The organism is Stenotrophomonas sp. VV52 (assembly GCF_002893095.1).
GTDB classification, from domain to species: domain Bacteria; phylum Pseudomonadota; class Gammaproteobacteria; order Xanthomonadales; family Xanthomonadaceae; genus Stenotrophomonas; species Stenotrophomonas aracearum.
Map to the genome: position 1 here is coordinate 19,191 of NZ_PKQQ01000014.1, position 13,220 is coordinate 32,410.

The window sequence follows — 13,220 nt, forward strand, 5'->3', positions numbered from 1 at the left end:
CGTCAGAACAGCTGGCCTTGTGCCGGTGCGGTCGCCTCACGGGCTGCTGCCCCCGCCCCCAGCCGCAGCGCCAGCCCGGACAAGCGGCTGGCGTGCCGCGCCAGCGCTTCCTGTACCACCTCCGCACTGCCCAGTACATGCAACGCCCGGCGCGCCCGGGTCATGCCGGTGTACACCAGCTCGCGCGACAGCACCCGGTTGTCGCGACGCGGCAGCTGCAGCCACACCTCGTCGAATTCCGAGCCCTGCGCCTTGTGCACGGTCATCGCGAACGCGCTTTCGTGCGCGGGCAGCGCGGCCGGGTGGAACGCGCGCGGGTGTTCCGGGCTGTCGCCGGGGAACCAGGCCAGCACCGCGCCTTCGCTGTTGCGCAGGCACAGGCCGATGTCGCCGTTGAACAGGCGGTGGCGGTAGCTGTTCTCGGTGATCAGCAGCAGCCGGCCGTGGAAGTAGCGCGCCCCACCGCCCGGTCGCGCGCTGCCGGCCAGCGCCGCTTCGATGCGTTCGTTGAGGCCGCGCGCGCCCTGCGGTCCTTCGCGCAGCGCGGTGAGCAGGCGCAGCTGGCCGGCCTGGGCCAGCGCCTGCGCCGGGTCCGCCGCCTCGCCCAGCCCACGCCAGTGCGCCAGCAGGGTCTGCCGGTGCTGCTGCAGCGGGTCCACCTGGTCTTCGTGGAAGTGCACGCCGGCCAGCTGGCCGTGGCGCAGCAGCTCCAATGCACGGGTGCTGTCGCCCACGCGCACCGCAGCCGCCAGTGGCGCCAGGTCCAGCGCGTCGCTCTGCCGGTAGCCGCGCTGAAGCTGCACGCGACGGCCGGCGAACGGCAGCGGCGCGGCCAGCGGCTGCAGCGCGGCCGCCGCCAGCAATGGGCGCAGCGCAGTGGCATCGTCGGCCTGGGTGCCGAGGCCGTCGCCGCTGGCCTGCAGCACCGCGCTGAGCACGTCGCCGGCCTCCACCGACGGCAGCTGGTCGGGGTCCCCGAGCAGGATCAGCCGCGTACCGCCGGCGACCGCTTCGACCAGCTTGGTCATCAACGGCAGGTCGATCATTGAAGCTTCGTCCACCACCACCACATCGAACGGCAGCGGGTTATCGGCGTGGTGGCGGAAGCGCGGCGAATCGGGAATCACCCCGAGCAGGCGATGCAGGGTGGCGCCGGTGGTCGGCAGGGCCTCGGCCAGTTCGGCGGCCACCCCGACCAGGCGCAGCCGCTGCAGGGCCAGGCGCAGGCTTTCGGCCATGCGTTCGGCCGCGCGCCCGGTAGGGGCGGCCAGCGCCACCCGCGGCAGCGCGGCGTTGGCCTGTTGCGCCTGGGCGGCCAGCAGCACCAGCAGGCGCGCGATGGTGGTGGTCTTGCCGGTACCGGGCCCGCCGGTGACCAGCACCAGCGGGTGGCGCAGCGCGACCGCAGCGGCACGTGCCTGGTGGTCGATGCCGTCCAGTGCCTGCGGGAACAGCTGTGCGAACAGCGGCGCCAGCGCCGCCGGGTCGTGCACGGGCAGCGGTTGCCGGGCAATGCGCTGCAGGCCCAGCGCCAACCGACGTTCGTACTCGCGGTACCGGCGCAGGTACAGCAGGCCGTGTTCCAGCACCAGCGGTGCATCGGCGGCCGCATGGTCGTCGCGTTCCGGCGTATCCACCCACGGCGATGCGCGCAGCTGCGCCATCCAGTCGCCGGGCAGCGGCCAGTCCAGGTCGGCATCCACCAGCCGCCGGGGCTGCTGCGGGTCCAGCCCGGCGTGGCCCTGCGCCACCGCCAGCGATGCCAGCGCGGCTGCGGCCAGCACCGCGTCGGGCGTGTCCGGCTGCAGTCGGCGCAGGCTCTGCGCCAAAGCGTGGTCCAGGGTGCGCAGGGTGCCCTGCTGCAACAGCGCGGCGAGCAGGCTCATGCGTCACCCCGCGCGCGTGCCACCAGCCCGGCGTGGGCGTCGGCGCCACCTGCGAACAGCGCGTCCATTGCCTCCACCAGCGCCGGGTCGAAGCGCTGCGCATGCACGCCCGGCGCGTCGGCGCGGCCGGCTTCGAGTCCACGGCAGAACAGGTAGCGGATGCCGCCCATGTCGCGCGCCAGGTCGTAGCCGGCGCCGAGGCGGAAGCGCAGCCAGCGGTGCAGGGCCACGGTGTAGATCAGCGCCTGCAGGTCGTACTCGCTGTGCTGCATGGCCTCGGCCAGGCGCGCAGCGTCGTAGCCGGGGAGCCGGTTGGATTTGTAGTCGAGCACGTACCAGCGTCCGTCGCGCACGTAGGTGAGGTCGATCTTGCCGGTCATCAGCCCTTCCAGCTGGCGGCGGGTGCCGAAGCTGCGCCGGTCGCGGACCAGTCCGTGCCGGTGCAGCAGCTGCAGCAGCGCCGGCACGGCAGTGGCCTGCATGGCGAAGTGGAACTCGATCTCGGCGCGCCGGTCCTGCGCGGGCAGGCTGCACAGCGCGCCGCCTTCGGGCAGTTGCACGGTCAGGGTCTGCCCGACCAGCGGCACCAGCACCGCCACGCCATCGTCCAGGTCGGCGTCGGCATAGCCTTCGGCGCGCAGCGAGTCGCGCAGCACCTCGGCCTGTTCCGGCGGCGCCGCATCGCCAGCGCGCCAGACGGACCAGCGCGCGAAGTCGGTGTTCTCCAGCGCATCGTGCAGCACGTTGCCGAAGCGGCTGCCCATGAAGCGCGGATCGATCTCCGGCTGCGGTTCGCTCGGCGCCAGCGGCTCGACCTCCAGCGGCAACTCGCCGCCGGCCGGTTCGTCGGCGGCCGGGGCCGGCGCTTCGGTGGCCATGGCGTCGGTGTCGTGGCCCGCATCCGCATTGGCCAGCTGGGTAAAGCTGTACACCCACCAGTCGTGCGGCACCCGCCGGGTGACCGCGCGCACCGGTGGCAATTCGCCTTCGCGTTCCACCGGCAGCTGCGCGGGGCGCGGCTCCACGGGGCCTTCGATCACCTGGATGTCCGGGTTCGATCGCAACGCATCCAGGTCGGACAGCATCGGCGCCAGCCGGGTCTTCGCCAATCCGGCGAGGTCGCCGGCGGCGATCCACAAGGCATGCTCGGCGCGGGTCAGGCCCACGTACAGCAGGCGCGCATCTTCGGCCTCCTGCTCCTGCGCGGCGCGCGCGCTGGCCGCGTTCCACGCTTCGTCGCGCTCCAGCTTCCAGTGCAGCTCGCGGCGCCCGTCGGCGTAGACCGTGCAGTTGGCATCGGTGTTGGCGCCGCCGCTGCCGATGCCGACGAAGGGCAGGAACACCAAGGGGTACTCCAACCCCTTGCTCTTGTGCAGGGTGATGATCTGCACCCGGCGCGCGTCCGATTCCAGCCGCAGCAGCTGCTGTTCGTCGTCCTGGTCGGCGTGCGCCATCTGCACCTGCAGCCAGTCCAGCAGGCCGTGCATGCCCAGCGCCTGGCCGGCCGCCTGCTGCAGCAGCTCGCCCAGCTGCAGGTAGTTGGTGAGGCGGCGTTCGCCATCGAGCAGGCCGAGCAGGCGTTCGGCATGTTCGGCGCACAGGTCGGCGATGACCGCGAACGGTCCGCCGCGCAGCCAGCGTTCGCGCCACAGCAGCAGCCGGGTCTGGAACGCGCGCTGCGGGTCGCCGTCGCGTTCCATCGCGTCGATCGCCGCCGCGTTTTCACCGAGCAGCACGGTCGACAGCGCGGCACGCAGGCGGCCTTCGTCGGCCGGCTGCAGCAGCGCCAGCAGCAGCACGCGCAGTTCGCGTGCCTCGGCAGTGGCGTACAGGCTCTGCTTGCCAGCGGCCACCGCTGGAATGCCGACCGCGCTCAGCGCCTGCTGGATCCGGGTAGCTTCATGGTGGCGGCGCACCAGCACGGCGATGTCGCCGGGCTGCACCGGCATGCCGCGCAGCAGCGCGCGGCCCTGCCGGCCTTCCAGCAGCACCTGGTGGATTGCCGCTACGCAGGCGTCGGTGGCCTGCTGGCGCGACGGGTCGGCCTTGAGGTCGGCGCCGTCGTCGCTGCGCAGCAGGCGCAGGGTCAGGCCCGGTGCGGGCTGGTCGTCGCGCAGGAAGTCGGCGTCGCTGCGGGTGCTGCCAGGCAGCACCGGCTCGAAGGCGATGTCCGCTTCCAGGAAGGCGCGTTCGCCCGCCGCGTTGTACAGCGCCTGCAGCGCGCGCAGCACGCCCGGGCGCGAGCGGAAGTTGCGGTTCAACGCGGGTGCGGCGACCGCTTCACGCTTTGCCTTGAGGTAGGTGTGGATGTCGCCGCCGCGGAAGCCGTAGATGGCCTGCTTGGGATCGCCGATCAGGAACAGCGCCGGGTCGAGGCCCGCCTCGCGGGTTTCCGGCGAATCGCCGAACACGCGCTGGAAGATGCCCCACTGGCGGTCGTCGGTGTCCTGGAATTCGTCCACCAGGGCGATCCGGTACTGCGCGCGCAGCTGCTGTACCAGCGCGGCGCGGTGCGGGCCTTCCAGCGCGGCGGCCACGCCGTCGATCAGGTCGTCGTAGGTCTGCACCCGGCCGACCCGCTTCAGCTCGTCGAGGCGTTCGCGGGCCTGGCCGCGCAGGTCGTGCAGCAGCAGCAGCGCCTGCTGGCGCAGCCACTGGTCGTGGCTGTCGGCAGCGTGCCACCAGGTCTGCAGCGCGTCGAACAGCGCCGAGGCTGGGCACAGGCCCTGCTGATCCTCTTTGCAGAAGCCGAGCAACGCCACCGGCAGCAGCTTGCCCAGGTGCAGCTTGTCGCTGCGCGGCCAGCTGCGCGACGCTCGGCCGGCGAACAGTTCGGCGAAGGCCTTGTCGAAGCTGGGCCGACGTGCGCGGCGGCCGTCGAAGATCTTGCGCTCGAACGCGTTGGCAATGCTGGCCTGGGCGTCTTCGGCATGCGCGTCGATGGCGAGCGCGAGTGCCTCGGCGGCGGACTGCAACGCGTCACTGGGGTCGTCCAGCCGATGCACGGGCACGGGCGGCAGCAGCGGCAGTGGTTTGATCAGCGCCGACAGGTCGCGTGCCAATGCGTCCGGATCCGACCACAGCCGGGTCAGCGCATCGACCCGTGCGGGGTCGTTGGCGTGCACCCGCCAGAGGTCGGCGCCGAGCTGGTCGTGCAGTTCGCGCTCGCTGGGCAGCAGGGTCGGCGGGTCGAACGTGTGGCCGCTCTCCAGCGCGTGTTCGCGCAGCACCCGGGTGCAGAAGCCGTGGATGGTGAAGATCGCGGCGAGGTCGATTTCGTCGGCGGCGGTCTGCAGGCGCTGCGCCAGCGCCGCCGGGGTTTCGCGGCCGCGGTCCAGTTCGCGCTGCAGCAGGTAGCGGGTGAGCTGCGCGTCGGGCGCTTCGTCTTCAGAAGGCGCGCGCGCCAGCAGCTTCGCGGCCAGGGCCAGGCGCTCGCGGATGCGCTTGCGGAGCTCCTGGGTGGCGGCGTCGGTAAAGGTCACCGCCAGGATCTGGCCGATGCGGTAGCCCTGCTCCACCACCAGCCGGGTGAACAGCGTGGCCAGGGTGAAGGTCTTGCCGGTGCCCGCGCTGGCTTCGATCAGGCGCACGCCGTCCAGCGGCAGGGACAGGTAGGGATCGTGCTGCAGGTCCAGGTCGCTCATGCCGGCGCTCCTTCGTCGGTGAAGCCCTGGAACACCCTGCCCTCGCGCACAGCGCAGAACACCCGGAAGCTGGTCTGCAGCAATTGCTGGTAGCTGTCCGGATCGGCGAACGGGTCGCGCCCGCGCAGGGCCAGCTGCAGGGCGTCGCCACTGGCCTCGCCCCAGCGCCGGTCACCGCCATGCCACTGCGCCCAGCCCTCGGCTTCGCGCTTGGCGGCCGGGGTGCGGTACAGCGTCCACGCGGTGTACGGGCCATACAGCAGCGGACCGCACAGTCCTTCGCCACGCAGCTGCAGCAGGGTCTGCAATGCGGCCTTCGCGGTGGGGGCCGACAGCGCGGGCAACACGTGCGGCCCCACCCCGTCCTCGCCACCGTCGTGGAATTCGATCAGCGGCAGTGCGTCGCCGGCAGCGTTGGCCAGCAGCCAGTCCAGCCCGTGCCGGATCGCCGCCGGGCCGTTCAGGCCACCCGCGCGCAGGCGCACGATGCCCTGCAGGTGGATGTCGTCGACGCGGCCGTGCAGGCGTACGCCATCGATCTCCACCTCGTAGCGTCGGCTGTCGGCGGTGCTGTCGCCGCGCCACTGCGCCAATGCCAGCGCATAGGGGCGGGTCTGCGCCTGCAGCGCCTGGAACTGGCGTTCGCCGAGCGCACCCGATGGCAGCAGCGCGCGTGCGCGCAACCGCGCGTACAACGGCGTGTCATCGCCTTCCAGGGTGGCCTCGATCACCGCATGCTGCAGCAGGCGCTGCTCCAGGCCACGCCCGGCCAGCACCAGCGGTTCCAGGTCCTCGGCCGTGCCCAGCTCTTCGGGCAGGCGCAGGCCCAGCCGCTGCGACAGGAACTGCCCGGCCGGGTCGGTAAGGAACCGGCGCAGCGCGTCCAGCGACAGGTCCGGCGCGGCGTCCTCCGGCAACGGCGCCAGCGGCTGCTGGAACCATGCCGGCGGTGCGCGCCGCACGCTGCCGAGCGAGCCCGCAGCGGGGTGCCACTGCTGGCGGTAACTGAAGCGGCGCGGCTCATCGCCGCCGCCGAACGCGGCCGGCGAGAACGGCTGCAGCGAATGGCGCACGGTGAACTGTTTCACTGCCGCTGGCGGGTCGTCGTGGTACTCAGCGGCGGCATCGATCAGCTCGCTGACCAACACCGACGGTTCGCGCACGCTGCCATCGCGCGGGTCGGCACCGAGGTAGCTCAGGTAGAACACGTCCTGCGCCGAGGCGAACAGCTGCAGGAACAGGAAGCGGTCGTCCTCGCGCAGCGAGCGGTCGCCATGCCGGCGCTTGTCGGTGCCCAGTTCGGCGGTGAGCTGGTTGAGCCCGGCAGCCGGGTCGCGGCGCGGGAAGTCGCCGTCGTTGAGGCCGAGCACGCAGATCACCCGGAACGGCAGCAGCCGCATCGGCACCATCCGCCCGAAGCTGATGCCGCCGGTCAGCAGCGGCGCGCGGGTGTCGGCCTCGCCGAGCACGCCGCCGAAATGCGCACGCACCACCTCCGGCGGGACCGGGGCATCGAAATCGGCACGTTCGGCCTCGCGGGCGAACTCGTTGATCAGCTTGCGCAGCCGCTCCAGCGCGCGCTGGCTGCTGGCCGCCTCCGGGGTCTCCGGCAGCAGCGCGTCGAGCAGGGCCAGCAGGCGCTGGCGCCACTGCGCCGGGGGCAGCGCATCGCTCAGCGCGCGCTGGTAGCGCGCCAGCACCCGCATCAGCGCGAGCAGGCGGTCCAGCGCGTCCAGCGCGCTGCCTTCCAGCTCCGGCCACGGCGCCACGCCGGCGATGTCGCCATCGCTGCCGCTGGCATGGCCGAGCAGCAGGCGGTCCAGTGCGAACTGCCAGGTGTAGGCGTCGTCGTCCGGCGCCTGGTGCTGCGCGCGGTGGCTGGCGTCCAGGCCCCAGCGCGCGCCGGCGGCCTGCAGCCAGTCGTGCAGGCGGTCGAACGCGGCCGCGTCCAGGCCGGCGGCTTCGGCCAGTGGCGCGCTGGCCAGCAGGTCCAGCACTTCGTTGAGGCCGAAGCGCGACACCGGCAGGCCGAGCAGGTGCACGAACACGTCGGCCAGCGGTTCGCCGGTGAGCGGGCTGGTGTCGGCCAGCGCGTAGGGAATGTGGTCCTCGCCGCCGCTGCGACCGCCGAACACTGCCTCCAGGTACGGCACGTACGGATCGATGTCCGGTGCCAGCACCGCGATGTCGCGCGCCTGCAGCGGCGGGTCGAAACGCGGGTCCTGCAGCAGCGCGCGCAGCTGGTCGTGCAGGACCTGCAGTTCGCGCAGGCGGGTGTGGCAGGCATGCACCTGCAGGCTGGGGTCGTTGCGCAGCAGCTGCGGGCGCAGCGCGCCTTCCGGCGCGGTGCGGCGGTGGAACAGGTCGCGCTGCAGGCGGTGCAGCAGGCTGTCGGCAAGGCCGCCGTGGGCCATGTCCGCGCGGGTGTCGTCTTCGGGATCGTGGTAGGCGGCGATTTCGCCGGAGGGATGCACCACTTCGTAGCTGCCCAGCACCGCCATGAAGTCGCGCCCGGCCGCACCCCAGGCCTGCAGCAGGCGGTTCTCGTCGGCGCCGCTGCCGAACGGGTCGGCCGCGCCGCTGCGCAGGCGCCCGCCCAGGGTCTGCAGGTCGCCCCAGTACGAACGGGTGGGCGTGGGCATGTAGAAGTGCAGCGTGCCGACCCGCGCCTGGGTGGCCACCACCCGCAGCACGTCCGGCGACACGTTCAGGGTGGCAAAGGCGAACAGGCGCGGCGGCAGCCCCGCCGGCAACGGCCGCCCGGCGCCTTCGAACTGCTCCAGATAGGCGTGGATGCGACGGGCGCGGTACTGGTGGCCGCTGCCGATGCGCCGCCACAGGATCGCCTGCGGGTCGTGCGGGTCGGCGCCGGCTTCCCAGCGCAGCAGCCAGTCGCGGCGCCAGGCCTGGTACTTCTCGAACACGGCGGCCAGCTCGCCGGCCAGCGCCCAGGGCTTGAGCGGATCCGGTTGGGACAGGTAGGCCTGCAGCGCGCGCAGCGGCGGCTGCGCCATCAGCGCCGGGTCGGTCAGCGCCGCGTAGACCTTCCAGTGCAGCGCGGCGGCGGTGAGATCGTCATGCTCGCCGGGCACATTGGCGTTCAACGCCCGCGCCACGAACTCGCCCGGGGTCAGGAACGCCAGGTTGGCGGCGATGCCATACTCCGCCGCCAGGGTGGACTGCAGCCAGCGGCGCATCGCCACCTGCGGAATCAGCACCACGTCCGGTTCGAGGATCGACTGCCCGGCCACCGGCTCGCGCAGCGTCCTGGCCAGCAGCGCGGCCAGCACATCGAGCGAATTGGAGTGGTACAGGCGGAAGTCTGAAGCGGGGTCGGTCATCGCGGCAGTGTGCCGCAGCGCGGCGCCGATCTCGACCCTCTTTGATATGGACGACGGTGGATGTCGCCTGCGGCCTTCTTTGGCGGTCGTTCGATATGCACTGTTTCAGCCGCCCATCCCCCGTACGGGCGGGGCACGCCAAGCCAACATGCGACAATACTGCACGGTCCAGTTCGGTTTTGTTCAGCCGTCCACCACGATCTTAGAACGTTGGAATTTTGTTAATGGCGACCATGACGGCTTCCGAAGAACCTCTGGTGCAGTTGGACAACGTGCGGATCGACCGCGGCGGTCGCGCCATCCTGCGCGACGTTTCGCTGTCGGTACCGCGTGGCAGCATCACCGCCGTGCTCGGTCCCTCCGGCAGCGGCAAGTCGACGCTGCTTGCGGCGCTGACCGGCGAACTGCGCCCGGCGGCCGGAACCGTGACCCTGTTCGGGCAGCCCATTCCCACCGGCAGCGGCGCCCTGCGCGCGATGCGCCGCAGCGTGGGCGTGCTGCTGCAGGGCAACGGCCTGCTCACCGACCTGACCGTGGCCGAGAACGTGGCGCTGCCGTTGCGCACCCACACCCGGCTGCCGGCTGCGGTGCTGGACCGGCTGGTGGACATGAAGCTGCACGCGGTCGGCCTGCTGGCCGCGGCCGACGCCTGGCCGCGCGAGCTGTCCGGCGGCATGGCGCGCCGCGTGGCGCTGGCCCGCGCGCTGGCGCTGGACCCGCCGCTGATGATCTACGACGAGCCGCTGACCGGGCTGGACCCGATCGCCAGCGGCGTGATCATGAGCCTGATCCAGCGCCTCAACCACAGCCTGGGCCTGACCAGCATCATCGTCAGCCACCATGTGCATGAAACCCTGCCGATCTGCGACCAGGTGATTGCGATCGCCAATGGCGGGGTGGTGTTCCAGGGCACCCCGGCCGCGCTCGAGTCCAGCCAGGACCCGCTGCTGCGCCAGTTCCTGCACGGGCAGCCGGACGGCCCGATCCCGTTCGATGCCGCGCCCCGCGCGAAGGTGGCCTGATGCCGTTCGTTGAAAGCACCCGCTCACTGGGCCGGGCCGGCCTGTTCTCGCTGACCGTCCTGCGCGGTTCGCTGCCAACCCGTGATTTCCTGGCCGAGCTGACCCGCGAGATCTACAAGATCGGCGCGCGTTCGCTGCCGATCATCGCCGTGGGCGGTGCATTCGTGGGCCTGGTGCTGACCCTGCAGGGCTACCGCACGCTGACCACCTTCGGCGCCGCCGATGCGCTGTCCACGCTGTTGGGCCTGTCGCTGTACCGCGAGCTGGCGCCGGTGCTGACCGCGCTGCTGTTCATCGGCCGCGCCGGCAGCTCGATTGCCGCCGAGCTGGGGTTGATGCGCGCCACCGACCAGATCAAGGCGCTGGAGCTGATGGCGATCGACCCGGTCGCCAAGGTGGTGGCGCCGCGCTTCTGGGCGGCGGTGCTGACCGTGCCGCTGCTGACCGGCATCTTCTGTTCGCTGGCGATCAGTGCCAGCTACTTCGAAGCGGTGCACGTGCTTGGCCTGGACAACGGCGTGTTCTGGTCGGCGCTGAGCAACAGCGTGGACTTTTGGGACGACTTCGGCGTGGCAATGCTGAAGTCGGCCATCTTCGGCGGTACCGCCGCGCTGGTCGCTTCGTACGTGGGCTTCCACGCCGAGCCGACCATCGAAGGCACTTCGGTAGCGACCACGCGCGCGGTGGTGAACGCCTCGCTGCTGGTGCTGATGTTCAACTTCGTGCTGTCGGCGATGCTGTTCCGCTGACGCCCTGACGCTCTTCAAATACGGTGATATGAACATGGCCATCCGCGGTCCCAGACTCGAATTTTCCGTCGGCGCTTTCCTGCTGCTGGCGCTGGCCTCGCTGCTGGTGCTGGCGATGGCGTCGACCAACCAGCGCTGGGGTTTCGGCAGCGAAGGGTATGAACTGAAAGCCCGCTTCACCCAGATCGGCCAGCTGCGCAAACAGGCGCCGGTCAAGATCGGCGGCGTGGTGGTGGGCCAGGTCGGCGATATCGACCTGGACCCGACCCGCTTCGATTCGATCGTGACGCTGAAGCTGGATCCGAAGTTCAAGGACCTGCCCGCCGACACCTCTGCCGGCATATTCACCAGCGGTTTGCTCGGCGAAAGCTATATCGGACTGCAGCCGGGCGGTGATCCGGACGTGCTGAAGTCCGGCGACGAGATCGTCTTCACCCAGCCGGCCGTGGACCTGATCCAGATGGTTGGCAAGTACATGTTCAGCGGCCCGGGCAATGCCGGCGCCGCTTCCCAGGATGCTCCCGGCGCAGCCGCGCCGGCAACGGAACCGCAGAAATGAAAAAGACCCTGATTCCGGCGCTGCTCGCTTCGGCCCTGCTCGCCTCCCTGCCCTCGCTGTCGTTCGCCCAGCCCACCCAGCCCGCCGCCGCCGCCCCCCAGAGCGCGGCGACGAAGACGGTGATGGATGCCAGTTCCCGCATCCTGGCCACCCTGCAGCAGCGCCGCGCCGAGTTCAGCAAGGACCCGGCCGCCCTGCGCAGCTACATCGACAGCGAGCTCAACCGCACCTTCGACCGCGATTACGCGGCGCGCCTGGTGCTGGGCGCCAACGCGCGTGGCGCCTCTGACGCGGACGTGAAGTTGTTCGCCGATGCGATGGCCGACAACCTGATGCAACGCTACGGTTCGGCCCTGCTGACCATCCAGGGCAAGCCGACCTTCCGCGCCAAGGGCGAGCAGCCGCTGCCCGGCAACCGTGGCGTCAAGGTCTCCACCGAGCTGCTGCGCACCGGCGCCGAATCGACCCCGGTCGAATACATGATGCGCAACGTCAACGGCCAGTGGAAAATCTTCGACGTGAACATCGAAGGCATTTCCTACGTACAGACCTTCCGTACCCAGTTCGACGCGCCGCTGCGCCAGAAGGGGATCCAGGAAGTGGCCAAGGAACTGCGTGCCGGTTCCATGCAGGCCGGGCCGGCCGGCAATGGCAAGTAACAGCGCCAGCGCGCGGATCGACGGTTCGCGCTGCGTGTTCGACGGCGTTCTCGACCGCGACGCCGTGGTGGCGCTGTGGTCGAAGCTGAAGGACCTGCCAGACAACGTGCTGCAGCTCGACCTGAACGCAGTCACGCAGCTGGACAGCGCCGGTCTGGCGTTGCTGGCCGAGCTCACCGCGCGCGCCCGCGACGACGGGCGTACGCTGGTGGTCAATGGCAACCCTGCCGGCCTCAATGAACTCAGCGCCGCCTACCGGCTGGCGCCGTCCCTGGATTTCAATGCCTCTACTGCCGCGAGCTGACATGAACGTCGTACGCACCGCTTCCCTTTTCCTGCTGGTCCTGGCGCTCAGCGCCTGCGCGGCCAAGCCGGCCCGTGACAGTGCGCCGGCCACCGTCGCCGTGGCACCCGTCGCTGCGACTGATGTTCCCGCGCCGGTGGCTGACGGCGGCGCGGCGGTGCCCGCGCCGGCACCGGTCGCGGCCGCTGCACCTGCAGTTTCCGGCTCCGACGCTGCTGCGTCCGACGCTGCCCCCACCGATGGCACCGCACCGGCCGCCACTGGCGCCGCACCCACCGGTGCCGAGGATGACTTCGCCGCGCTGTACGGCGGCCCGGCGCCCAACGCCGACGGCGCCGAGGCGTCGACCTCGGCCTACGACCCCTGGGAGGGTTTCAACCGCCGCGTGCACGCCTTCAACAACGTGGTCGACCGCGCGATCGCGCGTCCGCTGGCCACCGCGTACACCAATGTGGTGCCGCGCTTCGCACGCACCGGCGTGAGCAACTTCTTCAGCAACCTGCGCGCACCGGTGACCATCACCAACCAGCTGCTGCAGGGGCGCCCGGGCGACGCCTGGGACAGCTTGGGACGTTTCATCATCAACACCACGGTAGGCATCGGCGGCCTGTGGGACCCGGCCAGCGCCGGCCAGGTACCGCGTCGCAGCGAAGACTTCGGCCAGACCCTGGGCGCCTGGGGCTGGCGCAGCTCGCGTTACGTGGAGCTGCCGTTCTTCGGTCCGCGTACCGTGCGCGATGTGTTCGGCCTGGCCGGCGACATTCCGCTCTCGCCGATCCGCACCATCGAGCAGGACAACATCCGCATCCCGCTGCAGGGCCTGCAGCTGGTGGACATGCGCTCGCAGCTGCTGGCGCTGGACGACATCCGCGACAACGCCGTGGACGAGTACGCGCTCACGCGCGACGCCTGGCTGCAGCGCCGCAACTACCAGATCGTGAACGACCTGCGGGGTCGACGCGAACGCGGCAAGGATGCCGACGACTCCGCCCCGATCCCGGTGGATGCGATGCCGATGCCCAACTGGGGTAACTGATCAAAAGAAAAACCCCGCCG

General features: G+C 71.0%; 9 protein-coding genes. 6 read left to right on the forward strand and 3 right to left on the reverse strand.

Features of this window, described 5'->3' with window-relative positions; all coding sequences use genetic code 11:
• Positions 1–2: 2 nt before the first annotated feature.
• Genes recD through recC form a run of 3 tightly spaced genes read right to left on the reverse strand, consistent with a single transcriptional unit; the run spans position 3 to position 8,871 of the window.
• On the reverse strand, positions 3–1,886 hold the full coding sequence (gene recD / locus C2U58_RS17850; protein WP_102947087.1) for an exodeoxyribonuclease V subunit alpha: 1,884 nt from the start codon (positions 1,884–1,886) through the stop codon (positions 3–5).
• Positions 1,883–5,530 (reverse strand): exodeoxyribonuclease V subunit beta, encoded by a 3,648-nt coding sequence (gene recB / locus C2U58_RS17855; protein ID WP_102947088.1) that lies wholly within the window; start codon positions 5,528–5,530, stop codon positions 1,883–1,885. Before recB ends, recD begins: the two co-directional genes overlap by 4 nt.
• Positions 5,527–8,871: an exodeoxyribonuclease V subunit gamma gene (gene recC, locus C2U58_RS17860; RefSeq protein ID WP_102947089.1), complete on the reverse strand. Its 3,345-nt coding sequence runs from the start codon at positions 8,869–8,871 to the stop codon at positions 5,527–5,529. The genes recB and recC overlap by 4 nt, the downstream gene beginning before the upstream one ends.
• A gap of 233 nt (positions 8,872–9,104) precedes the next feature.
• Between recC and C2U58_RS17865 the strand changes: the two genes are divergently transcribed.
• From C2U58_RS17865 to C2U58_RS17890, 6 genes are read left to right on the forward strand one after another with little or no spacing between them, the layout of a single operon-like run.
• Positions 9,105–9,893: an ATP-binding cassette domain-containing protein gene (locus C2U58_RS17865; protein WP_102947125.1), complete on the forward strand. Its 789-nt coding sequence runs from the start codon at positions 9,105–9,107 to the stop codon at positions 9,891–9,893.
• A complete protein-coding gene (locus C2U58_RS17870; protein WP_102947090.1) occupies positions 9,893–10,642 on the forward strand; it encodes an MlaE family lipid ABC transporter permease subunit in 750 nt (249 codons plus the stop codon). Before C2U58_RS17865 ends, C2U58_RS17870 begins: the two co-directional genes overlap by 1 nt.
• 34 nt (positions 10,643–10,676) lie before the next feature.
• Positions 10,677–11,201, forward strand: coding sequence for an outer membrane lipid asymmetry maintenance protein MlaD (mlaD, locus tag C2U58_RS17875; RefSeq protein ID WP_070208321.1), 525 nt, complete (start codon positions 10,677–10,679; stop codon positions 11,199–11,201).
• The gene (locus C2U58_RS17880; protein ID WP_102947091.1) at positions 11,198–11,860 is read left to right on the forward strand and encodes an ABC transporter substrate-binding protein; all 663 of its coding nucleotides are present in this window, start codon (positions 11,198–11,200) and stop codon (positions 11,858–11,860) included. The genes mlaD and C2U58_RS17880 overlap by 4 nt, the downstream gene beginning before the upstream one ends.
• Positions 11,850–12,164: an STAS domain-containing protein gene (locus tag C2U58_RS17885; RefSeq protein ID WP_102947092.1), complete on the forward strand. Its 315-nt coding sequence runs from the start codon at positions 11,850–11,852 to the stop codon at positions 12,162–12,164. Before C2U58_RS17880 ends, C2U58_RS17885 begins: the two co-directional genes overlap by 11 nt.
• A 1-nt stretch (position 12,165) precedes the next feature.
• A complete protein-coding gene (locus C2U58_RS17890) occupies positions 12,166–13,200 on the forward strand; it encodes a VacJ family lipoprotein (protein ID WP_102947093.1) in 1,035 nt (344 codons plus the stop codon).
• Positions 13,201–13,220: the final 20 nt, after the last annotated feature.